A 21,111-nucleotide genomic window follows, 5' to 3' on the forward strand; every position below is an offset into this window, starting at 1 on the left:
CGCTACTTCAGGAACTTGACCAGTTCGGCACTCACGAACTCCGGATTCTCCTCGGCGAGCCAATGTCCCGCCCGCGGCACGTCGACCGCGCGGGCCAGGTTCGTGACACGGGGCGCCAAAGTGGCCTTCTGCGGTTCGAGCAGTCCTTCCGCGGTCATCAGCAGGGTGGGCGTGGTGATGGGTTTCGCGACGGTGTTCGCGGCCGCGTCCTGGCCGAGCGTGCGGTAGAGCTCGAAGCCGCCGTGCAGGACCTCCGGCCGCGTGTAGGTGCGGGCGTACTCGTCGATCTCGGCGTCGTTGAAGGGCGACGGCGCCCCAGGACCGCCGAACGCGGTCCCCGAGTAGGCGACCTGGGGATAGAACAGGGACAGGTACTCGCGGACGTCGTCGCCGACGACGGCTTCGGGAACCGTCTTCTGCGTGTGGAAGGCGATGTGCCAGCTCAGGTTCCGGTAGGCCGTCGCGTCGAGCGCGGGCCCCGGCAACGGCAGGTCGAGATACGCGAGTCTGGTGAGGTCGCCGGGGAACTGCGCGGCGTACTGGAACGCCACCGCGGCGCCGAGGTCGTGGCCGGCGATCCGGGCGTCGCGCAGGCCCAGCCGTCCGGCGACGAGACCGTGGACGTAGCGGGCCAAGGTGGCCTTGTCGTAACCGGGCGGCGCGCCGGCGCTGTCGCCGAGACCGGGCAGGTCGAGGGCGTACACCGTGAAGTGCTCGGCCAGCGCGGGCATGACGCGGTGCCAGCCGTACCAGGTCTGCGGCCAGCCGTGCAGCAGGACGAGCGGGGCTCCCTTGCCGCCGGTGACGTAGTGCATCTTCACCCCGTCGACGTCGGCGAACTCGTGGCGGAACTGCCGCGCGAAAGCGGCGTCGCCGCGGGTGATGTTCTCGTAGGGCGGAGCGGCGGCCGAGGGCGAACCACACGCGGTCGACAGGACGAGGGCCACGACGAACGCGGCGGCTCGGTGAAGCATGGAAGTCTCCGTTTCAGCGCCCGGTGGCGCCGTCGATCAGTTCGCGCAGGATGTCGGCGTGTCCCGCGTGCCGTGCGGTTTCCTCGATCAGATGGGTCAGCGTCCAGCGCCGCGATCCCCGGCGGGGTCCCGCCGCGGCGAGGTCGTCCCATGACGCGATTTCGGCGTTCGCCTCGGCGATGGTTTCCCGGTAGGCGGCGAGAATCGACGCCGTCGTGTCGTCCGGGCCCGGATGGAAGGTCGCCTTCCAATCGGCGACGCGGTGGCCGAGCAGCCAATGCCGTTCCACCTGGGTCAGGTGGTTGACCAGGCCAAGCAGGTTCGTCCCCGACTGCACGCCGGGAGTGCGTGCTTGCTCTTCCGGTACTCCTTCGGCCTTCGCCGCGACCGCGGAACGCAGGTAGTCGAGGAACCCGGCGAGCACGTCCTTCTCGCCAGGACCCGTCGAAGGCGGCCCGGCGTCACGTTCGCGGCTCACCGCCCGGCCCTCCGGAGGACGAGGACGTGGTCGATGACGGTCGCGGTCCGCCCTTCCGGGCCGGTGGCCAGGCGTTCTGTCGCCTCCGCGCGGTCGATCGACCATTCCGCCGGGTCGAGATCCAGTTCGGCCGCCACGGCATCCGGCGTGGGGTACTCGCCGTCCTGGTCCCACGACCAGGGCGCAGCGGAGCCGTGATCGACGACGACCAGCCGCCCGCCGGGATTCACCGCGCCCGCGGCGGTGCGCAGGACGCGGGCGCGATCGAGGGCGAAAGGGGTGTGGAAGTACTGCGCGGACACCAGGTCGAAAGTGCCGTCGGGGAAGTCTTCGGCGAGATCGACGCGGAGCGCCTTGATCGGCCCACCACGTTCCCGGAGCGCGCGCACGGCCGCCTCGGAGATGTCGGCCGCGGTCACCCGCCAGCCTCGGGCGGCCAGCCACAACGCGTCGCCCCCGCCTCCGCAGCCCAGGTCGAGCGCGGTGCCCGCGGTCAGCGGCCCGGCGATCTCGGCCAGCCTCGCGTTCACCTTCGGCGTTCCGGCGGCACGCCGTTCGTGGAGTTCGTCCCAGAATTCCGTCGCGTTCATGACCACACCTTCGCCTCAGCGCGTCCGGATCGGCACGAAAACTTGCCGACCTGGCAAGATCGACGGCATGGCGGACGAGACGGACGAGGTACTGGACTCGGTGGGCCCCCGGTTGCGCGCCCTGCGCAAACACCGTGGCCTGACCCTGGCCGGACTGTCGGTGGCGACCGGGATCTCGGAAAGTACGTTGTCACGGTTGGAAAGCGGCGGACGACGGCCCACGCTGGAACTCCTGCTCCCGCTGGCCCGCGTGCACGGCGTGCCGCTCGACGACCTCGTCGGCGCGCCCCGTACCGGTGATCCGCGCATCCATTTGCAGCCGATCCACCGCCATGGCATGACGTTCCTGCCGCTCACCCGGCGCGCCGGCGGGGTGCAGGCGTTCAAAATGCTCATCCCCAGCCGCGACGAACCGGCGGAACCCAGCCCGAAGACGCACGGCGGCTACGAATGGGTGTATGTCCTCAATGGACGGTTGCGGCTGGTGGTCGGCGACCGTGACCTGGTGCTGCCGCCCGGCGAGGCCGCCGAGTTCGACACCGCGCTGCCGCATTGGCTCGGCTCGGCCGACGGTCACGCCGTCGAAACCCTCGTCCTGTTCGGACCGCAGGGCGAGCGCGCCCACGTCCGGCCGCGCTAGAGCCAGTCGTGCTCCCGGGCGTACCTGGCGGCCTGGTGCCGGGTCTGCGTCTGGGTCTTCTGCATGGCGTTCGAGAGGTAGTTCCGCACCGTGCCCTGCGCGAGGTGGAGCCGAGCGGCGATCTCGGCGACGGAATAACCTTCGCCGGTCACCCGCAGCACCTCCAGTTCCCGCTCGGTGAGCGGGCAGTCGTCGACGACGGCGAGCGCGGAGACGTCCGGGTCGATCCAGCGTTTGCCCTGGTGCAGGGCGGCGATGACGAAGGTGATGTGCGACGGTTCAGCCGCCTTGCTGACGAAGCCCTGCACCCCGAGTTTGAGTGCTTTGCGGAGCACACCGGGTTTCGCGTGCCGGGTCAGCATGAGAATGACCTGGTCCGGCCGGGTGCGGCGGATCTCCGCGACCGCGCCGAGGCCGTCCACGCCGGGCATTTCGAGGTCGATGACGAGGACGTCGGGCTCGTGCCGCAGGGTCGCCTCGACGGCCTGCTCGCCGTTTTCCGCTTCGGCCAGGACGGTGATCTCGCCTTCGAGCGGGAGCAGCGCGGCCATCGCCTTGCGCAGCAGGGCTTCGTCGTCGGCGAGCACCACCGTGGTCATGATTCCTCCCGGGCCGGGAAGGACGCGGCCGTCACGAACCGCCCGTCTTCCTGTTCCACCGTCAGTTCGCCGCCGTCCGCGGCGACGCGTTGCCGGAGCGCGGCCAGCCCCCGGAGTTCGGGCAGCGGCCCTCGCTGGGCGCCGTCGTTGACGATATCGATGCTCCATTCCGACAGGGTGATCCGCACTCGGGTCGCCTGCGCGTGGCGGAGGATATTGGTCGTGGTCTCCCGCAGCACCTGGCCGAGCAGCCTGCCGGCCTCCGGATCGACGTCCGCCTCCCGGTTGACGCGCACACGGATCCCCGCGGCCTCGAAAAGGTTCCTCGCGTTCTCCAGTTCGGCGGACAGGTTGAGCCGTCGCTGGGCATAGGCGAGTTCCTTCGTCTGGGTGATCGTGTCGGCCACGAGCGCGTGGATCTCCCCCAGTTCCTGTTTGGCCCGTTCGGCGTCGATGTCCACCAGCTTCCTGGCCAGCGCGGTCTTCAGCTTCACCACGTGCAGCGTGTGCCCCTGGATGTCGTGCAGGTCGCCGGCGAACCGGACACGTTCGCGGATCACGGCCAATTCCGCCTCCCGCTCGCGCGACTCCTCGAGTTCCTTGACGACGTCGTAGAACCGCTTGTTGGGGAACATGAGGCCGAGCACGACGGCGGTGATCGCGGCCGGGACGAAGACGAAGCTGGTCAGCTCACCGAGGACGTCCTCGTGGGAGACCAGGAGCCGCATCGCGCCCACCCCCGCGATGTACCCGATGAGCGCGGCACCCGCCGCGACCCGACGGCGGGGAAGCTGGGGGACGACGAGCGAGCCCACAAGGAAGACGCCGAAGAACGCCGAACTGCCGCCCGCCACCAGCACCGAGAACGGCCACACGGCCGCCGTGACGATCAGGCACGGGATCGCGACCCGCAGGACCTCGCCCGCCGCCCACCGCACGAAGGCGACCATGGCCGCCAGCACGCCCAAGCCGAGGACGACCGCCTGCCACCAGGTCCGCGCGTCCGACGCCACCACGACCACCCCGCCGACGGTGAGCAGCGGGAAGAACATGGTGAGGTTGAGCCTGCGCAGTTTTCCCTGCGCCGGCTCGGTGTCCACATCAGACATGGGACCAGTATCGGCCCTCCGCGACGGCGGGCACCAGTGACACCACGTCATGGGTCGGTGATGACGTGACAGCACTGCCCCTGCCGGGCCTCAGCGGGTGAGATCTGGGTATGACACCAGTGATCGACGTCGAGCGGCTGAACCTGAAATACGGCGACTTCCACGCCGTGAAGGACCTGTCCTTCCAGGTCCGGCGCGGCGAATTCTATGCGCTGCTGGGCACGAACGGGGCAGGCAAGACCTCGACCCTCGAAACCCTGGAAGGACACCGGACACCGACCTCCGGCACGGTCCGGGTGCTGGGCAAGAGCCCGCGTGACCGCGCCGCCGTCCGCCCCGAGATGGGGATCATGTTGCAGGAGAGCGGTTTCTCCCCGGATCTGACGGTCAAGGAGTCGATCCGCCTGATCGGAACGCTCACCCGGCGCACGGACCGGCTCGAACGGGTACTCGGCATCGTGGACCTGATCCGCAAGGCCGACACGAAAGTTTCGCAGCTTTCCGGTGGCGAGAAGCGGCGGCTCGACTTCGCGACCGCGGTGTACGGCTCGCCGCGGCTGGTGTTCCTGGACGAGCCGACGACCGGTTTGGACATCCAGTCGCGGGACGCGCTGTGGGACGCCGTCGACAAACTGCGCGAAGACGGTTCGACGATCGTGCTCACCACGCATTATTTGGAGGAGGCCCAGCAGCGCGCGGACCGCATCGGGCTGATGCACCGCGGGACCTTCCACCAGGAGGGCACGGTCTCCGAACTGACGCGGACGCTGCCCGCCGTGATCCGGTTCTCGCTGCCGCCCTCGGCCCCGGCGCTGCCCCTGGAAGGCAGGCGTGACACCGGCGGGAAGTTCGTCATCGAGACCCACGGCCTGCAGAAGGACCTGCACGTCCTGTTGCGGTGGGCGCGGGACCACGCGATCGAGCTGCGGGACCTCGAAGCCGGCCCGACCCGGCTCGACGACGTGTTCCGCGCCATCGACAACGACCAGCCGAACCTCCACAAAGGACTCAAATGATGCTTTCGATAGCCCGTGGCGAGCTGATCCAGATCTTCCGGAATCGCTCTGTCCTGATCACCAGCTTCGTGATGCCCGTCGCCGTCTCCGCGTTCTTCATCCACCAGCACGAGATCTTCGCCAAGATCGGCAGTCTCGGTTACATCGCGGCGATCGTGATGTTCACCGTCTGCGCTTTCGGTCTCTATGCCAGCTCGGTGACCACGCTGGCCTCTCGACGGCAGAACCTGTTCCTCAAACGGTTGCGCTCCACCGCGGCCGGTGACGGCTCCATCCTGGCCGGGCTGGTGCTGCCGGTCACCGTCATCGCACTCGTGCAGGTGGCCGTGATCATGACCGTGCTGGGCGTGGTCACCGGAAAGCCCGCGAACATAGCCCTGCTGGTCGTGGCGGTGCTCGCCACCGTCGCCATGATGATCGGCCTCGGCCTGGCCACCGCGGGCCTGACCAACTCCCCCGAGCACGCCCAGGTCACCACCCTGCCGGTCAGTCTCGGCGTCCTCGGTGTGGCGTCCTGGGTCGGCATCTCCGGCACCGACGAGCTGCCCCTGCTCAAGCGGCTGCTGCCCGGGGGTTCGGCCACCGAACTCGCCGTCAACGCCTGGAACGGCGGCGTCGCGGTCACCGATTCGCTGCTCCTGCTCGCCCCGACACTGGCCTGGGTCGTCGTCGCCGTCGTCCTGGCATCCAAACTCTTCCGCTGGGAGCCCCGCCGATGACCGTGCGCAAAGTCCTGCTTCCCGTTCTCGCGGCCGCCTTGGTGACCGCGGCGACCCCCGCCGTCGCGTCCGCGGCTCCCCCGCCGAAGTGGGGACCCTGCCCGGAAGAGGCGTCGGGACTCGGACTGGAGTGCGGCACCCTCGATGTTCCGCTGGACTACCGCGACCCCGGTGGGAAGACCATCGAGATCGCGATCTCGCGCCTGGCGAGCACCAAGCCGGAAAAGCGCCGCGGCGTGCTGCTGACCAACACCGGCGGCCCCGGCGGTGAAGGCCTGGCCTATCCGGCCACGCTCAAGAAGCTGAACATCCCGCAGGAGGTGCTGGACACCTACGACGTGATCGGGATGGACCCGCGAGGCGTCCACAACAGCACACCGGTGACCTGCGGGTTGTCGACCGCGGAGCAGCCGACCAACATCCCGAGGTACGCGCGCGACTCGGCCGACGTGACGACCGAGGCCCAGCGAGTCGCCGCCGTCGCCGCGAAATGCGGTTCCTCGGCCACCGCGCCGCTCCTGCCGTACATGACCACCGCCAACACCGCGCGAGACCTGGACCGCGTCCGCGAGGCGCTCGGCGAGCGGAAGGTGAACTACTTCGGCATCTCGTACGGCACCTACCTCGGCTCGGTGTACACCTCGTTGTTCCCGGAGCGCAGCGACCGGTTCCTGATCGACAGCGCGACCGGCCCCGGCGGCTGGGACGCCTCCTTCTCGCGAATGTTCGGGCAGGGTGTCGAAGACCGCTTCCCCGACTTCGCGAAGTTCGCCGCCTCGAAGCCCGAATACGGCCTGGGCCGGACGCCGGCGCAAGTGACGGCGAAGTACTTCGAACTCGCCGCGCGGCTGGACAGGACACCTAGCCCGGACGGTTACAACGGCCAGGTGTTCCGCCACGTCACTTTCGCCTATCTCTACTACGACACGAGCTTGCCGCATCTGGCCGAGACCTGGCGCGCGCTCGACACCGGGAAACCCGTTCTGCCCGCCACCTCCGGGCAGTCGTCCACCGGCGTGCCTTGGCCGTCGGACAACTACCTCGCGAGCCAGCTGCACGTGATCTGCAACGACTCCGACTGGCCGGAGGACGTCAAGGCGTACCAGCGCAACGTCGCGATCGACCGGTTCCGCCATCCGCTGTTCGGCGCGGCGGCCGCGAACATCACGCCGTGCGCGTTCTGGCCGTCCGAACCGGTCGAACCGCCGGTGAAGATCACCGGCCGCGGCCCGTCGAACGTGCTGATCGTGCAGAACCTCCGCGACCCGGCCACGCCGCCGGCGGGGGCACGGAAACTGCGTGAGGCCTTCGGTGACCGTGCCAGGATGGTCACCGTCGACCAGGGTGGGCATCTGGCGTACCTGTTCAAGGACAACGAGTGCGCCAACGACCTCGCGACGGATTTCCTGGTCTCCGGCGCGCGGCCGCGGCACGATCTCGCCTGCGGGAGTCAGGGGCAGGTCCGGTCCGCGGGGAGCGCTCCGCCCAGCAAGTAGTCCCGCACGGCCGTGTCGACGCACGCGTCACCTTTCAGAAAGACCGAGTGGCGGTACGCGCCTTCCACCGTCACCAGGCGCGATCCGGCGAGCGCCCCGCGCATGGCGAGCTGCCCCGCGTAGGGCGTCGCGGGGTCACCGGTCGAGCCGAGGAGCAAGGCCGGTGAGCCGTTGTGGATCCGGGTGGCGGGTTCGACTGGGGCCACGGGCCAGAACGCGCAGGGCGTGATGTTGCGGGCCAGCGGGCCGAACAGCGGCTCGGCGGACCGATGCGCCTGGATGTCCCGGTAGTACGTCGCCGGGTCGCGGGAAGCCGCGCGATCCGCGCAGACGACCGGCGTCCCGGCCCGGTCGGTGGCGGCGCCCGATCCGGTCGTCAGACCGTCGAGGAGCGCGTTCAACGCCGCCGAAGGCGTGACGGGAAGCCCCGCCGCCGCATCGCGGAGTGTCCGCACGGTGGTGGCGAACTCGGCCTGCGACGCGGGCCGGTCGTCATAAAGGTTCGCGAAGAACAGATACGGCACCAGATGACCGTCCACTGTGTACTTGCCGACCTTGAACGGGCGCCGCTCGGCCGCTCGGGCGACGTCCCGCACGGTCTGCTCGCCCAGTCCTTGCCCCGCGGCGGACCTCGCCCAGTTCCTCAACGCCGCGTCGAGCGCCGGCGCGGTCGGGCGGAGCAGGCCCGGCCCGAAAACGCCGGGATCGACCGCCGAATCGAGCACGAACCGGTCGGCCCTCGCGCCGAACATCTGGAGGTACACCGCGCCGAGGTAGGTCCCATAGGAGGCGCCGATGTAGGAGATCTTCCGCTCACCGAGCGCGGCACGCACGACGTCCATGTCCCGGGCGGTGTTACGGGTGGAGGCGGCCCGCAGAAGCTCGTGATCATTGCCGGCACAGCCGCGCGCCAACTCTTTCGCGAAAGCGACACTCTCGCCGAACGACCTGACGTCCGGCCCGGCCGAACGCGTGAACGTATCGGTGTTCCAAGCGCACCGCAGCGGCGAACTACGCCCGACGAACCGGGGATCCATGCCGACGAGGTCGTACTCCGCCGCGATCTCCGGCATCGACGACCCGGCCAGCACCAACTCCATCGCCGGACCACCCGGCCCGCCCGGATTGAGCAACACCGCGCCGCGGCGGCGCGCGGGATCCGTGGCCTTGATCCGTGCCAGCGCGACGGTGATCTCGCGGCCCCGCGGACGCCGGTGGTCGACCGGCACACCGACGTCGCCGCATTGCGCACCGGCCTTGTCCAGAGCGGCGCCGAGGCTGTCGCCGGGGCCGGTCGTGCAGCCGTGCCAGGTGATCGACGGCGTCGACGCGGTGGCGGGTGTCGCCGGTGTCAGGGCGGCGGCCAGTACGAGGGCCGCCACGATGGCTGTTTTCCTGGGCAACCCGGGCTCCTTGCTGATGAGCGGAAATCGTGGGTTCAGGCTAGGAGCGGGAGCCGTATGCGGGCGTCCGTCCGGAGTCGGACGCGTCTAGCCCGCTGGGGGGTTCTTTGGGGGCGTCGTCGTTCCGTGAAGGACTCCTTCCTGTACCTAGGCGCAAGGAAGGGATCCTTCATGTACTTCGAGCGGGCAAAGGTGGGGCTCGCCATCTCCAGCGTGGCGCTCGCAAGCGTTCTGTCGTGAGATGAGGGCGCCGCTGATCACGAGTAGGTGCCTACGCGAGGGGGCCGCCCGAACACGCTTCCTTAGCCCAGGGTCGTTCGCTGGGCATGACGAGGGGCCCGTCGCCGGTGTGGCTGGCGGGCTCCTCGGGGTCAGACGTCGTGGAGGGTGTTGCGGCGGGGTTTTCGGAGCGGATCTCGGTATTGGGGCGGGATGAACTCCGGTAACCCATCAGCGGCCATCCGGACTTCCCAGTCGCCGTGGTGGATCAGCCGGTGATGGAAACCGCACAGCAGCACCAGATTCCGGAGATCCGTAAGGCCTCCGTCTGCCCAGTGATGAATGTGGTGAGCGTGGCAGTTCTTGGGCCGCCTGTGACAGCCGGGGAAGGCGCAGCCGCCGTCACGAATGTTCAACGCACGCCGCTGACCTGGCGTGACGAAGCGTCGCAGCCGCCCCACGTCGAGAGGTTCTCCGGCGGCGCTCATCACGACCGGCAACATCAGGCAATCGCAGGCAGCAAGGCGGGCTTCCCGCGCGGTCATCGTTCCAACGAAATCCAAGCACGCTGTGCCGAGGCCGGATTTGAGTTCGTCGAGCCCGATGGTGACGTTCACGAGGGTCCGGTAGCCGCTGGTGCCGGGCTGATCCGGGCAGGCGATCGCCAGATCCAGGATGTCTACCCACGCATCACCCATGCGTTCGCACTTCATCCGCAGATCGGCTTGCCCGAACTCATCCACCGGACGCGGTTGCGCATACGCCTCCAAAGCCGTCGCAGTACGGGCACCCGTCTCGTCATCGAGCAGACCGGTCAGCTTCCAGAACCCGTCTTTCCGGCGCTCCAGGGTGATCTCCCGGCGCGGCTCCTTGGGCTCAGGCTCCTTTGGTTCGTTGCCGTCGGGGTCGAGCCAGGCGAGCAGGTTCGCCTCGGCGTCGGCGAGCTGGCGAGGACCGGCATCGCGGGCGAGGGTGGCGAGGATCTTCTCCGCACTCGCCCGATCCTCAACCGAGGTATCGGCGGGGAGCTTCTTCAAGAACTCCAAGATCTGATCGATCCGCTCATTCCCGACCAGTCCTTCGGCGGCGACAGCGGCGGTGGCGGGCGCGACAGGCGGAACCTCGGTGCCGTCCAGAGCGCGTGTGGGGTTCAGAGCGATGGCCCGGTTCACCACCGCACCCGCCTCACCAACCGATAACCCCGCTATATCGGCGAACCAGTTGGCCGTGCGGCCATAGCCGTACAAGTCTTTGACGCCACGAGACTCGATCTCCGCCAAGTATTGCCCCAGTCCGGCGGTGGCCATCCTGATCACCTGCAACGACCGCTGCACGCCATGGGCAAGCTCCAGCTTGCCGGCGCGCCACAACTCCTGCGGCAACTCGGGAAGAACAGTCTCGGACACACCACAAGAATACCGCAAAACAATCGAACAAGCGTTCGTAATTTTAAGCAACAGCGAACGAACTTATTTACCACTGAAGGGTGATGGCGCCGAGAAACGAGCCCGCACTGCGCGATGAGCGCAAATACCGTCACGCAGCCCACTAATGACCGACCACTAAAAACCAAAGACAAACGCCCCGGACCGGAACATCGAAGTTCCGGCCCGGGGCGACCCCCAGTCGACCTCAGCGGTCGCGTTCCTTCGCGAACAAGGACTTCGACCACACGTACCCGACGACCGCGAGCAGCACGCACCACCCGACCGCGAGCCAGCCGCTGCTGCCGATCGGGGTGCCGAGCAGCAGGCCGCGGATGGTCTCGATGACCGGCGTGAACGGCTGGTAGTCGGCGAACCAGCGCAGCCAGGCGGGCATGGAGTCGGTGGGCACGAAACCGCTGCCGAGGAAGGGAAGCAGCATGAAGATCAGGGGCGTGTTGCTGGCCGTCTCCACGCTCTTGGCCGCCAGGCCGAGCGCGACCGACAGCCAGGTGAGCGCGACGGTCAGCAACAACAGCATGCCGACGGCTGCGAACCATTCGCCGACACCCGCGGTCGGCGAGAAGCCGATGAGCAGGGTGACACCGAAGACCACGGCGAGGGCGATCGCCGTCTGGATGAGTGCGCCGACGACGTGTCCGGTCAGTACCGACGCCTTGCTGATCGCCATCGTGCGGAATCGGGCGATGATGCCCTCGGTCATGTCCGTCGCCACCGAGATGGCGGTGCCGAGGGCGGCGCTGCACACGGTGACGAGCAGGATGGCGGGCGTGACGTAGCCGACGTATTCGGCCCTGCCGCCTCCGCCGCCGAGGCCGTTCCCGAGTGTGCCGCCGAAGACGTAGACGAACAGCAGCAGGAACACGATCGGCTGGCCGATCAGCATGATGGTGAGCGACGGATAGCGTTGCATATGCCGGATGTTGCGGCGCAGCATGGTCGCCGAGTCACGCATCGACAGGGACAGGGCGGTCATCGGGCCAACTCCTTGGTCGCTTCGGTCCGGTGACCGGTGAGGCTGAGGAACACGTCGTCGAGGTCGGGGGTGTGCACGGTGAGGCTGTCGACGGAGACCGCTTCGGCGTCGAGCCGGTCCAGCACGGCGCGAAGGGCGGTGACGGTGCCGTCGGTCGGCACGCGGAGCACCAGGGCTTCTTCGTCCGAAGTGGACACTTGAAGTACGCGGGTCGCGTCGCGCAGCGAGCCGGCTTCGGGGAACTTCAGCTGCATGTGCCCGCCGGGCACGCGGCGCTTCAGTTCGTCGGGGGTGCCCAGTGCGACGATCCGGCCGCCGTCGAGCACGGCGACGCGGTCGGCGAGCTGGTCGGCCTCCTCGAGGTATTGCGTGGTGAGGAAGATCGTGACGCCGCCGTCGACGAGGTCCCGGATGATCTGCCACATGGTGCGGCGGCTGCGCGGGTCGAGGCCGGTGGTCGGCTCGTCGAGGAAGATGACCTTGGGGTCACCGATCAACGTCATCGCCAGATCGAGTTTCCGGCGCATGCCACCCGAGAAGGTGGACGGCGTCTTCTTCGCGGCGTCGGTCAGCTCGAACCGTTCCAGGAGTTCGGCGGCCCGTTTGCGTCCCTCGCGGCGGGGCAGATGGTGCAAGTCCGCCATGAGGAACAGGTTTTCCTCGCCGGTGAGCAGTTTATCGACCGCGGAGAACTGGCCGGTGAGGCCGATGACGGAACGGACTCCGTCCGGATCGGTGGCCAGATCGGCTCCGGCGATGGTCGCGGCGCCGCCGTCCGGACCGACCAAAGTGGACAGGATATTGACGGTGGTGGTCTTGCCGGCGCCGTTGGGGCCGAGCAAGGAGAAGACGGTGCCGGTCGGGACGTGCAGGTCGATGCCGTCCAGGACGACCTTGTCGCCGTAGGACTTGCGCAGTCCGGTGGCGGAGATGGCCGGGTGTCTCATGTGGATTCCCCTGAAGTGTAAGGACCCGTTGGGTCAGGAGCGGTGCACGATGATGTCGCCGACGGCGGTGCCGGCGTGGATCTCGACCTTGTCGGTCGCGTCGCCGGGCGCGGTGGCGGCGGTCATGTCGCTGAGGACCCGGCCGAAGGTGGTGTTCACGTCGAGCCAGGCCGCGCTGCCCTCGCGGATGCCGATCTCGATGTCCCCCAACGACGTTCCGAGCGTGAGCGTCCCCCTGGCGGCATCGAGCACGCGGACCGAACCGTTGGCGGTCTTGGCTTCGACGCCGCTTTCGGCCCTTTCCACGGTGATGTCGCCGTTGGCCGAACGGAGGCGGATCGAGTCACCGGCGGCGCCGATCGTGGTGGACCCGTTGGAGTTCTTGACCACCGCGGTGCCCTCGATCCCGCCGACGTGCACGCGGCCGGAGCTCGTGCTGATGTCGGCGTTGCCCTCGGCGTGCTCGACGACGATGTTCCCGGACGCGGAGTGCAGTTTCAGCTCGCCCGTGTGGTCGAGCTGGATGTGCCCGGTCCCGGATTTGTAGCGGCAGGCACCGAGCCGCCCGGTCGCGGTCAGGTCGCCGAGGCCGGTGCTCCCCTGCACCCGGGAACCGGCGGGCAGTTCGATGGTGACGTCGATCGACCTCGTCCGGTTGCTGAAGTCGAGCAGGCGCATCTTCGGCGCGCGGACCGTCAGGGTGCCGCCGGAGAATTCGACGACGGTCCGCTTCGCGGCGTCGACGTCGGAGGCGTTGTTCTCGTCGAGCGGGGCGACTTCGACGACCGTTTCGGTGCGGTCGCCGGCGACGATGCGGACGTTGCCGACGACCGGCTCGAGGTCCGCGAGAATGGGTTCCGGAGTGGCGAAAGAAGGCATGGTTGTCCCCTCAGAGGTGGTGTGATCGGTGTTCGTGCTGGTGAGCGGGGTCTAGCTGACCCAGCCCGTGTAACGCTGTGTGCTCCGGTGACCGCCGCTCACCTGAGCGGGCGGGGTGGCCCGTTCCGACGGCTGGAGCGCGGCGGACGCCGCCCGCACGAGCCACGCGTTGACCGAACGGCCTTGTGCGGCGGCGGCTTCCTCGACGCGTGCCTTGAGGTGCTCCGGAAGCCGGAAGTTGATCCGGGCGGTGGCCCCTTCCTCGTCCGGCAGCGGCGGCTGCGGGGGCGCCGGGGGTTCCGGTGTCGCGGCCGCGACCGGTCCGTCCTGTTCGGCCGCGGGAAGCGTGACGGCGAAGCTGGCTTCCCCGGCGCGCAGCCGCACTTCGACCGAACCGGGCGCGAGGTCACGGGTGATCTCGTCCGACGCCGCGGACAACGCGTCCAGCAGCGCCAGCCGGATGGCCGACGCGAGCGGTGCGGTCAGGCGTTCGGCGAGCGCGCTCGCCTCCGCTCCCCCCGCCTCGGCGGCGACGGCGAGCTCCCGGCGAACGGTGTCCACAAAGGGCGTCAAATCCATGATGCCATCATGGCACCATGGTGGCGCCATCGCAAGTGCCAAGTGGTGCCATCTTGTGCCAAAGTGGCGTTTACGCAGGTCGGAGGGATAATTCTGGGGTCGCCGGTCAGGTTCACGGCGAGGGGATGCCCATTCGGCCATTCTCGGCTGGCGCGGGAAGCAGGACGCGGCCGATTGCGTTGCCGGGGCCTGCACCGCGGGCGAGAATCGCCGCGAGCCGCGCGGGAAAAGGGAGCGACCCACCATCAGGTGTGGGGGTCACCGAGGCGGGCCGCCACCCGGTTTCCACCGTACAAGAGGTGCGCTCGCTCAGGCGGGCAACGCTTTCTGCACCGGCGGCCCTTGACAAATCGAAGATCCACAGTGGACAGCGGCCGTCCGCGGCGGAAGAGGGACACATGCGAGCAGTTCGGGTGAGCGTCTGCGCCCTGGACCCCATCACGAAGGCCGGGATGGTCGACCTCCTCGACACCCGCGCGTCCGTGGCGGTGGTCGAAGGCCGGGCACGGGGCGAGACCGATGTCGTCGTCGCGGCCTTCGAGCGGCTTTCGGCCGACGCGGTCACCGCGTTGCGCGCGGTCGCCGCCGAACTCGGCAAGCCGATCGTGCTGGTGACCGACCTGATCGAGGAAGGCGGGCTCGCGGCCGCGGTGGCGTGCCGGGTGGTCGCCATCCTGCCGAGGTCGGCGATGACCGATTCCCGGGTGGCCGACAGCGTCCGTGTCGCCGCGTCGGGCAGCGTGAGCCCGCCGTCGGCTCTGCTCGGCAGGCTGACCGAACACGCCGAGCGGCTCCACCGGGAGCTGCTCGCACCGAGCGGGCCCACCGGATCGGCGCTCTCGTCGCGGGAGATCGAAGTCCTCCGGCTGATGGCCGACGGATTCGACACCCAGGAGATCGCCACCGAACTGTCCTATTCGGAACGAACGGTGAAGAACGTCATCTACGCGGTCACCGACCGGCTGCGCCTGCGGAACCGGTCGCACGCGGTGGCGTACGCGATCCGCGAAGGGGTGATCTGAAGCCGTTCGTCAGATGAGGCCTTCCCGGAGCGCGTACGCCACGACGTGGGTGCGGTTGCGCAACCCGAACCGGCTGAGGAGGCCGTGCAGGATGTTCTTCACCGTGCGGTCGGAGTAGGCCACCCGCCGGGCGATCTCACCGGTGTCGAACCCGTCCGCCAGCAGCCGGAGCACTTCGGTCTCGCGCGGCGAAAGGCCACTGAGGGTGAGCTCACGCGGCTGGAGAACTTCCTTGTGCAGCCGTGAAATCCCCCGCAGCAGGCTGCCGAGCTGATCGGCGGGCAGATCACCCCGGCCGGCGTGGGCGTCGGCGACCGCGCGCAGCAGCCGTCCCGGCGTCGCCTCGGAGCGCGCGACGACGACGGCGAGCCCGCGTTCCACCGCGGCCCACAGTTCGGCCTGATTGGGCTGATCGGCCACCAGCACCAGCCGGGTGGATCCGGCGGGGATCCGGCGCGGCTCGTCCCCCGCGACCGCGACGAGGACGTCGGCCTGCGCCGGGTCGTCCCGCAACGTGATGCCGGGACCGTCGCCGAGCGCGCTGCGCAGGCCCGCCCGGACGAGCGGGTCGTCGGCGTGCACGGCGACCAGGATCTCCCGGCGCTCTTCGGTCTGGGCGACCGGGCGGACGGGCGTCGTCATGATCGTCGACATGGGTTCCAGGTAACCGGCCGCGGCGAAGCCGGGACAAGCGGAAGCAGGGGGCAGCTTTTCGACGGCGGAAGCCTGCCGGTTGAATGGACCGCGGTGGAACCGGTGGAGGCGAGCGAGACGCGGTCGGTGTTCGGCAAGCTGCTGCTCGAACACCGGCGGGCCGCGGGCTGGACACAGGGGCGGCTCGCCGAGGCCTCCGGGATCAGCGTCCGTGCCCTGCGCGAGCTGGAACGCGGCCGCGCGCGAGCCGCCCAGCGGCGCTCCGCCGAGGTGCTGGCCGACGCGCTCGGCCTCACCGGCGGTGACCGGGAGTTCTTCCTGACCGTCGCCAAACAGGGACGCCGCCGGAACCCGGCGCTGGCCGCCCAGGTCGCGGCGACCTGCGCGCTCCCCACGCCGCCGCCGGATCTGTCCGGCCGCGAAAGCGAACTGGCACAGCTGTCCGCGAAGGCCGCCGAGGGTGGTGGCGTGGTCGCGATCGTCGGACAGGCCGGGGTCGGGAAGACCGCGCTCGCGGTGACCGCGGCGGATCTCTGGCGCGCGGAGTACCCGGACGGGGTCTTCGCGATGGACCTGCGCGGGATGGACGAGGAACCGCTGAGCGCCCGTGCCGCGCTCGACCGGCTGTTGCGCGCGCTGGACGTCGCGCCGGGACAGGTACCCGCCTCCGAAGACGACCGGTCGGCGTTGCTGCGGATGCTGCTCGAAGGCCGGAAAGTCCTGCTGCTGCTCGACAACGCCGCCGACGAGGCGCAGATCCGGCCGCTGCTGGTCGCCGGTCCGGGCTCCCTCACCCTGATCACCTGCCGCCGCACGCTCGCCGGGCTCGAAGGCGCCCGGTGGCTGGGGCTCGAACCGCTTTCGGACGGCGGCGCGACCGGTCTGCTCGCCAGGATCATCGGTGCCGACCGGGTCCGGGCGGAGCCGTCGGCGGCGCGGGAACTCGTCGAACTGTGCGGCTTCCTTCCGCTCGCCGTCCGGATCGCGGGCAACCGGCTCGCGACCCGGCCGCAGTGGTCACTGGCCCACCTGGCCGACCGGTTGCGTGACGAAGGCACCCGGCTGCGCGCGCTCGCGGCGGGCGACCTGCAACTGCGCTCGGCGTTCGACCTGTCCTATCGCGCGGTCTCGGCCGGGGCGCGGCGGCTGTTCCGGCGGCTGGCGACCGTGCCGGGCGCCGACTTCGGCCTCGAACTCGCGGGCGTCGTGTCCGGCGCGGCCCCCGCCGACGTCCGCGATCAGCTCGACGAACTCGTCGACGCCAGCCTCCTGCAGGCCACGGCGGATCCGGAACGGCACCAGTTCCACGACCTGATCCGCCTGTTCGCCGAGGAACGGTGCGAGGCGGAGGAAGACCCTGCCGCGCGGGACATCGTGCTCGCCCATCTGCTCGGCAAGGCCGCCGAGGCGGCCAGGCTGTTCTACCCGCGGGCGCCGGAAACCGGCCGGTTCGGTTCACGGGACGAAAGCGCGCGCTGGCTGGACATCGAGGCCGGGAACTGGATCGCCGCGCACCGGGTGGCGGCACGGAAGGGCTGGCACCGGGAGGTCGGCGACCTCGCCATCGCGCTGCACTGGTACTCCGACGGGCGCAGCTCCCAGCGTCCGTGGTGGGAGATCTTCTCCCTCGGCGCGGCCGCGGCGAGCGCGCTCGGCAACGCCGGGGACGAGGCGAAACTGCTCAACTTCGTCGGCTGGGCGTGCAGTGTCTGCCTCGACGACGCCGAAGGGGCCGTCGAGGCGCACCGACGCGCGCTGGACATCGCCGTCCGGATCGGCGACCGCACCGAGCAGACCTGGGCGTCGATCTACCTCGGCCAGGTGCTGCGATACGTCGGAGAGGACGCCGAAGCGTTCGAATTCGCGAAACGCGGCTACGAGCTGGCGGACGAATTACCGTTCTGGGACGGGCAAAGCTCGGCACGGAACGTGTACGGGTACGCGTTGCTCGCGGCGGGGAAGCACGCCGAAGCACTCGCCGTCCACCGTGGCGTGCTCGCCGACGCCGAACGGCTGGCGGCCGACACCTATCCCGGCCTCCGCCGGATGTTGAAGGCGTTGTCCCTGCGCGCCATCGGTGACGTGCTCGGGGATCTCGCCGAATGGCGGGAAGCGGCGGGCTACTACCGCACCAGCCGGTGGCTCTCGTGGGAAGGCGGTTTCGACGCGATGGAGGCGATCTGCGCGTTCCGCGAAGGGCGGGCCTGGCGGGAAGCGGGTGCTTTCGAGGAGGCCAAGGAGTGCCTCACCCTGGCCGTCGAGCTGTCTCCCGAGCCCTCGTTCACCGCCCGGCGGGAGCAGGCTTTGGCCGAACTGGCGCTGCTGCCCGAGTGACCACTCGCGGAGAAGCGCCGACTAAACTGCGGGCCGACGGAGCGGGAGGGCCGATGACGGACGCGGACGGGCAGAGCCCGCGGGAGCGCTACCGCGACCAGGTGCGCGCGGAGATCAAGCAGCACGCGTGGGAGCAGATCGCCGCCGCCGGGGTGCCCGCGCTGTCGCTCAACGCGATCGCCAAACAGGTGGGGATGAGCGGCCCCGCCCTGTACCGGTACTTCGCCGGCCGCGACGACCTCATCACCGCGCTGATCCGCGACGCCTACCGAAGCCTGGCCGACACCGTCCGGGCGGCGTTCGACGCCGGCGCCGACCTGGCCGGGCTCGCCGTCACCATCCGGGACTGGGCCAGGAGCGACCCGCAGCGCTACTTCCTCATCTACGGCACGCCCGTGCCCGGCTACCACGCACCCGACGACACCACCGCCATTTCGCAAGAAGTCATGACCGTGCTGCTCGAAGCGTCCCGCGCGATCACCGTCGACAAGCCGGAAACCCCGTTCGACGAGCATCTGGACGGTCACCGCGACTGGGCGGGCGACGATCCGGCCCCGTCCGCGACCCTGCATCGAGCGCTCGCCTTCTGGACCCGCCTGCACGGCGTGCTCTCGCTCGAACTCGCCGGCCATTTCACCGGTATGAAATTCGATCCCGGCCTGTTGATCGCGGACGAACTGGACGACCTCACGACCCGGTGACCGGCCTTCGCCCGAGTCCGATCGCGTGCGCACTGAACCTTTCCCGCCTCCCGGGCGTCTTGTCCTGTGACGTTGCCGCCCTCCCTCGGCGGTTGACATGCAACGTTGCAAGGTTATAGCTTCTAAGTAAAGCAAGAGCTATTCACGCTGGGTTTCCGGGCGCTTCGAATGGGGACTTCGATCATGATTCACGGGGAGAAGCTCAGCAGGAGAACCGATCGCGTCAAAGTCGCCGTGCACGCACCGGACCTACTGGCCGGGCTGGGCACGACGAGCATCCTCGGCGCCGACGAACGGCTGGACGTACTCGCCGAAACCGACCTCGGACCGGCCGAAGTGATCGTGACGGTCGGGGATTCGATCGGCGACGGGGTCTTCACTTTCCTGCGCCAGGTTCGCGCCGCGTCGTCACTCCCGGCGCCACCGAGATGCGTGATCGTCACCGATCATTTCCCGGTCCAGGTCCTGATGACGGCGATCGAATGCGGCATGGCCGCCCTGCTGCCGCGGCGCGATCTCGACGGCGAGCATCTGGTGCGGACGATTCTCGCGGTCAGCCAGGGCGCCGGCGCCCTGCCGCCGCGTTTGCAGGGCAGCCTGCTCTCCCAGCTCGACCGGATACAGGAAGACCTGCTGATCCCCAACGGTCTCGCGTTGTCCGGATTGTCCGGCCGCGAACGTGAAGTGCTCCGCCTGCTGGCGGATGGCCATGGCACGGAAGAGATCGCGATCAAACTCGCCTATTCGGAGAGCACGGTGAAGAACGTCCTCCACCGGGTGATGTCGCGCTACGGCCTGCACAACCGCACGCACGCCGTCGCCTTCGCGTTGCGTACCGGCTCCATCTGAAGGAATTCGTCCAAAGTAGACGCATTTTCCCCGCCCCCTTCAATTTATAGCGGACATGGGGGCTTGCGGCAAGGCCATGGTCATCCCGCAGAATTGCGCGCCGAAGGCCGGAAACCGAAAATTGGGGAGTCACGAAGTGCGTGTTTTGCTGACGACGTGGGGGTCACGCGGGGATGTCGAACCCTTGGTGGGACTCGCGGTGGCGTTGCGGGAACTCGGCGCGGAGGCGCGGGTGTGCGCGCCTCCGGACGAGGAGTTCGTGACGTTGCTGAAGCGGGCGGGCGTGCCGTTGGTGCCGCTCGGCCCGACGGTGCACTCGGTGGTCGCCGGACCGACACCGCCGACCGGGGAGGACGCGCTGAAGCTCGCTCCGGCGCTGGTCGCCGCCCGGTTCGAGACGCTCTCCGCGGCGGCGGAGGAAGGCTGTGACGTCATCCTGGCGACCGGGTTGCTGCCCGCCGGCGCGAGGGACGTGGCCGAGAAATTCGGGATCCCTTACGTATACGCGTGTTTCCACATCTTCGGGCTGCCGTCGCGGCAGTTCGCCCCGGGGATCCGGCCGGGCACGCCGTCCCCGGAAGGTGAGACGGACAACCGGGTGCTGTGGCAGCAGGACGCCCAACGGGTGAACGCGTTGTACGGCGGGGCGCTCAACAGTCACCGGGCAGCGCTCGGGCTGCCGCCGGTGGACAACGTCCGCGACCACGTCTTCACCGGCACGCCGTGGCTGGCCGCGGACGCGACCCTGTGCCCGTCGGAGGGCATGACGGAACTCGATCTCGTCCCGACGGGAGCGTGGATCCGGCCCGACGACCGTCCGCTCCCGGACGATCTGGCGGAGTTCCTCGAATCCGGTGAGCCGCCGGTGTACGTGGGTTTCGGCAGCATGGCAGCGTACGCCCCGAAGGACATCGCCCGGGTGGCCATCGAGTCGGCCCGGGCGCTGGGACGACGGATCCTGCTCGGCCGCGGCTGGGCCGGATTGGCCTCGATCGACGACGCCGACGACTGTTTCGTCGTCGGAGAGGTCAATCAGCAGGCGCTCTTCCGCCGGGCCGCCGCCGTCGTGCACCACGGTGGCGCTGGCACCACGACGACGGCCGCACTGTCCGGCACGCCCCAGGTGGTCGTCCCCCGGATCGCGGACCAGCCGTACTGGGCCGAGCGGGTGGCGGAACTGGGAATCGGTGTGGCGCACCAGGATCCGGCGCCGACGGTCGAGTCACTGTCGGCCGCGCTCGCGGCGGTCCTGTCCCCCGGGACCGGCGCGCGGGCGAAGGCCGTGGCCGACACCATCCGGACCGACGGGGCGACGGTGGCCGCGAAACTGCTCTTCGACACCGTCAACGCGTAGCCGCCCAGGCTTGAGGACGGTTCTCTTGAGGTAAGGACGAGGTGGCGTGGGGGGGGGGGGGGGGGGGGGGGGGGCGCGGGGGGGGGGGGGGGGGGGGGGGTGGGGGGGGGCGCCACCACCCCCCGCGC

At 69.4% G+C, this 21,111-nt stretch carries 21 protein-coding genes; 9 read left to right on the forward strand and 12 right to left on the reverse strand.

Annotated features, from left to right (window positions below):
- Window positions 1-2: 2 nt before the first annotated feature.
- The 3 genes from ACIHAO_RS06015 to ACIHAO_RS06025 are packed head-to-tail and all read right to left on the reverse strand — an operon-like array spanning window position 3 to window position 2,042.
- On the reverse strand, window positions 3-974 hold the full coding sequence (locus ACIHAO_RS06015) for an alpha/beta fold hydrolase (RefSeq protein WP_396555003.1): 972 nt from the start codon (window positions 972-974) through the stop codon (window positions 3-5).
- Between the two features lie 13 nt (window positions 975-987).
- Window positions 988-1,452, reverse strand: a complete 465-nt coding sequence (locus ACIHAO_RS06020) for a DinB family protein (RefSeq protein WP_396555004.1) — start codon at window positions 1,450-1,452, stop codon at window positions 988-990.
- Window positions 1,449-2,042, reverse strand: coding sequence for a methyltransferase domain-containing protein (locus tag ACIHAO_RS06025; RefSeq protein ID WP_396555005.1), 594 nt, complete (start codon window positions 2,040-2,042; stop codon window positions 1,449-1,451). Before ACIHAO_RS06025 ends, ACIHAO_RS06020 begins: the two co-directional genes overlap by 4 nt.
- A gap of 67 nt (window positions 2,043-2,109) precedes the next feature.
- Here ACIHAO_RS06025 and ACIHAO_RS06030 point away from each other — a divergent pair, with 67 nt between their 5' ends.
- Window positions 2,110-2,682, forward strand: a complete 573-nt coding sequence (locus ACIHAO_RS06030; protein ID WP_396555384.1) for a helix-turn-helix domain-containing protein — start codon at window positions 2,110-2,112, stop codon at window positions 2,680-2,682.
- Here the strand turns inward: ACIHAO_RS06030 and ACIHAO_RS06035 are convergent.
- Window positions 2,679-3,281: a response regulator gene (locus ACIHAO_RS06035; RefSeq protein WP_396555006.1), complete on the reverse strand. Its 603-nt coding sequence runs from the start codon at window positions 3,279-3,281 to the stop codon at window positions 2,679-2,681. The two genes, ACIHAO_RS06030 and ACIHAO_RS06035, sit on opposite strands and share 4 nt — an antisense overlap.
- Window positions 3,278-4,381, reverse strand: a complete 1,104-nt coding sequence (locus ACIHAO_RS06040) for a sensor histidine kinase (protein WP_396555386.1) — start codon at window positions 4,379-4,381, stop codon at window positions 3,278-3,280. Before ACIHAO_RS06040 ends, ACIHAO_RS06035 begins: the two co-directional genes overlap by 4 nt.
- A gap of 119 nt (window positions 4,382-4,500) precedes the next feature.
- Here ACIHAO_RS06040 and ACIHAO_RS06045 point away from each other — a divergent pair, with 119 nt between their 5' ends.
- Genes ACIHAO_RS06045 through ACIHAO_RS06055 form a run of 3 tightly spaced genes read left to right on the forward strand, consistent with a single transcriptional unit; the run spans window position 4,501 to window position 7,621 of the window.
- Window positions 4,501-5,406, forward strand: coding sequence for an ABC transporter ATP-binding protein (locus tag ACIHAO_RS06045; protein ID WP_396555007.1), 906 nt, complete (start codon window positions 4,501-4,503; stop codon window positions 5,404-5,406).
- Window positions 5,406-6,125 (forward strand): ABC transporter permease, encoded by a 720-nt coding sequence (locus ACIHAO_RS06050; RefSeq protein ID WP_396555388.1) that lies wholly within the window; start codon window positions 5,406-5,408, stop codon window positions 6,123-6,125. Before ACIHAO_RS06045 ends, ACIHAO_RS06050 begins: the two co-directional genes overlap by 1 nt.
- Window positions 6,122-7,621 (forward strand): alpha/beta hydrolase, encoded by a 1,500-nt coding sequence (locus tag ACIHAO_RS06055; RefSeq protein ID WP_396555008.1) that lies wholly within the window; start codon window positions 6,122-6,124, stop codon window positions 7,619-7,621. Before ACIHAO_RS06050 ends, ACIHAO_RS06055 begins: the two co-directional genes overlap by 4 nt.
- Here the strand turns inward: ACIHAO_RS06055 and ACIHAO_RS06060 are convergent.
- The 6 genes from ACIHAO_RS06060 to ACIHAO_RS06085 all read right to left on the reverse strand — a co-directional run bounded on the left by ACIHAO_RS06060 (window position 7,576) and on the right by ACIHAO_RS06085 (window position 14,069).
- Complete coding sequence (locus tag ACIHAO_RS06060; protein WP_396555009.1) at window positions 7,576-9,024, reverse strand: alpha/beta hydrolase; 1,449 nt, start codon at window positions 9,022-9,024, stop codon at window positions 7,576-7,578. The genes ACIHAO_RS06055 and ACIHAO_RS06060 overlap by 46 nt on opposite strands.
- A gap of 371 nt (window positions 9,025-9,395) precedes the next feature.
- Entirely contained in the window at window positions 9,396-10,649 is a 1,254-nt protein-coding gene (locus ACIHAO_RS06065; RefSeq protein ID WP_396555010.1) for a DUF222 domain-containing protein, read from the reverse strand.
- Window positions 10,650-10,875: 226 nt separating this feature from the next.
- Window positions 10,876-11,664: an ABC transporter permease gene (locus ACIHAO_RS06070; protein WP_396555011.1), complete on the reverse strand. Its 789-nt coding sequence runs from the start codon at window positions 11,662-11,664 to the stop codon at window positions 10,876-10,878.
- Window positions 11,661-12,611 carry an ATP-binding cassette domain-containing protein gene (locus ACIHAO_RS06075; protein ID WP_396555012.1) on the reverse strand — a complete coding sequence of 317 codons (951 nt, stop codon included), beginning with the start codon at window positions 12,609-12,611 and terminating at the stop codon, window positions 11,661-11,663. Before ACIHAO_RS06075 ends, ACIHAO_RS06070 begins: the two co-directional genes overlap by 4 nt.
- 33 nt (window positions 12,612-12,644) lie before the next feature.
- On the reverse strand, window positions 12,645-13,490 hold the full coding sequence (locus tag ACIHAO_RS06080) for a DUF4097 family beta strand repeat-containing protein (protein ID WP_396555013.1): 846 nt from the start codon (window positions 13,488-13,490) through the stop codon (window positions 12,645-12,647).
- 51 nt (window positions 13,491-13,541) lie between these two features.
- Window positions 13,542-14,069 carry a toxin-antitoxin system HicB family antitoxin gene (locus tag ACIHAO_RS06085; RefSeq protein WP_396555014.1) on the reverse strand — a complete coding sequence of 176 codons (528 nt, stop codon included), beginning with the start codon at window positions 14,067-14,069 and terminating at the stop codon, window positions 13,542-13,544.
- Window positions 14,070-14,521: 452 nt separating this feature from the next.
- Between ACIHAO_RS06085 and ACIHAO_RS06090 the strand changes: the two genes are divergently transcribed.
- Window positions 14,522-15,091 carry a response regulator transcription factor gene (locus ACIHAO_RS06090; RefSeq protein ID WP_396555390.1) on the forward strand — a complete coding sequence of 190 codons (570 nt, stop codon included), beginning with the start codon at window positions 14,522-14,524 and terminating at the stop codon, window positions 15,089-15,091.
- A gap of 9 nt (window positions 15,092-15,100) precedes the next feature.
- On the opposite strand, the gene ACIHAO_RS06095 is transcribed toward ACIHAO_RS06090, so the two are convergent.
- Entirely contained in the window at window positions 15,101-15,745 is a 645-nt protein-coding gene (locus ACIHAO_RS06095; protein ID WP_396555015.1) for a LuxR C-terminal-related transcriptional regulator, read from the reverse strand.
- Between the two features lie 93 nt (window positions 15,746-15,838).
- Between ACIHAO_RS06095 and ACIHAO_RS06100 the strand changes: the two genes are divergently transcribed.
- The 4 genes from ACIHAO_RS06100 (at window position 15,839) to ACIHAO_RS06115 (ending at window position 20,983) form a co-directional block, all read left to right on the forward strand.
- A complete protein-coding gene (locus tag ACIHAO_RS06100) occupies window positions 15,839-18,079 on the forward strand; it encodes an ATP-binding protein (RefSeq protein WP_396555016.1) in 2,241 nt (746 codons plus the stop codon).
- A 53-nt stretch (window positions 18,080-18,132) separates the two neighbouring features.
- Window positions 18,133-18,780, forward strand: a complete 648-nt coding sequence (locus ACIHAO_RS06105) for a TetR/AcrR family transcriptional regulator (protein WP_396555017.1) — start codon at window positions 18,133-18,135, stop codon at window positions 18,778-18,780.
- Between the two features lie 183 nt (window positions 18,781-18,963).
- A complete protein-coding gene (locus ACIHAO_RS06110; protein WP_396555018.1) occupies window positions 18,964-19,629 on the forward strand; it encodes a LuxR C-terminal-related transcriptional regulator in 666 nt (221 codons plus the stop codon).
- Between the two features lie 136 nt (window positions 19,630-19,765).
- Window positions 19,766-20,983 (forward strand): glycosyltransferase, encoded by a 1,218-nt coding sequence (locus tag ACIHAO_RS06115; RefSeq protein ID WP_396555019.1) that lies wholly within the window; start codon window positions 19,766-19,768, stop codon window positions 20,981-20,983.
- Window positions 20,984-21,111 lie beyond the last annotated feature (128 nt).

Source organism: Amycolatopsis sp. NPDC052450 (genome assembly GCF_044547565.1).
Classification (GTDB): Bacteria; Actinomycetota; Actinomycetes; order Mycobacteriales; family Pseudonocardiaceae; genus Amycolatopsis.

What these genes read in the sequence shown, in the direction of transcription:
- ACIHAO_RS06045 (WP_396555007.1), top strand. Translation starts at nt 4,501, where the DNA reads ATGACACCAGTGATCGACGTCGAGCGGCTGAACCTGAAATACGGCGAC.
- ACIHAO_RS06085 (WP_396555014.1), bottom strand. Translation starts at nt 14,069, where the DNA reads ATGGATTTGACGCCCTTTGTGGACACCGTTCGCCGGGAGCTCGCCGTC.
- ACIHAO_RS06030 (WP_396555384.1), top strand. Translation starts at nt 2,110, where the DNA reads ATGGCGGACGAGACGGACGAGGTACTGGACTCGGTGGGCCCCCGGTTG.
- ACIHAO_RS06080 (WP_396555013.1), bottom strand. Translation starts at nt 13,490, where the DNA reads ATGCCTTCTTTCGCCACTCCGGAACCCATTCTCGCGGACCTCGAGCCG.
- ACIHAO_RS06025 (WP_396555005.1), bottom strand. Translation starts at nt 2,042, where the DNA reads ATGAACGCGACGGAATTCTGGGACGAACTCCACGAACGGCGTGCCGCC.
- ACIHAO_RS06075 (WP_396555012.1), bottom strand. Translation starts at nt 12,611, where the DNA reads ATGAGACACCCGGCCATCTCCGCCACCGGACTGCGCAAGTCCTACGGC.
- ACIHAO_RS06070 (WP_396555011.1), bottom strand. Translation starts at nt 11,664, where the DNA reads ATGACCGCCCTGTCCCTGTCGATGCGTGACTCGGCGACCATGCTGCGC.
- ACIHAO_RS06110 (WP_396555018.1), top strand. Translation starts at nt 18,964, where the DNA reads ATGATTCACGGGGAGAAGCTCAGCAGGAGAACCGATCGCGTCAAAGTC.
- ACIHAO_RS06090 (WP_396555390.1), top strand. Translation starts at nt 14,522, where the DNA reads ATGGTCGACCTCCTCGACACCCGCGCGTCCGTGGCGGTGGTCGAAGGC.
- ACIHAO_RS06035 (WP_396555006.1), bottom strand. Translation starts at nt 3,281, where the DNA reads ATGACCACGGTGGTGCTCGCCGACGACGAAGCCCTGCTGCGCAAGGCG.
- ACIHAO_RS06095 (WP_396555015.1), bottom strand. Translation starts at nt 15,745, where the DNA reads ATGTCGACGATCATGACGACGCCCGTCCGCCCGGTCGCCCAGACCGAA.
- ACIHAO_RS06105 (WP_396555017.1), top strand. Translation starts at nt 18,133, where the DNA reads ATGACGGACGCGGACGGGCAGAGCCCGCGGGAGCGCTACCGCGACCAG.
- ACIHAO_RS06050 (WP_396555388.1), top strand. Translation starts at nt 5,406, where the DNA reads ATGCTTTCGATAGCCCGTGGCGAGCTGATCCAGATCTTCCGGAATCGC.
- ACIHAO_RS06015 (WP_396555003.1), bottom strand. Translation starts at nt 974, where the DNA reads ATGCTTCACCGAGCCGCCGCGTTCGTCGTGGCCCTCGTCCTGTCGACC.
- ACIHAO_RS06055 (WP_396555008.1), top strand. Translation starts at nt 6,122, where the DNA reads ATGACCGTGCGCAAAGTCCTGCTTCCCGTTCTCGCGGCCGCCTTGGTG.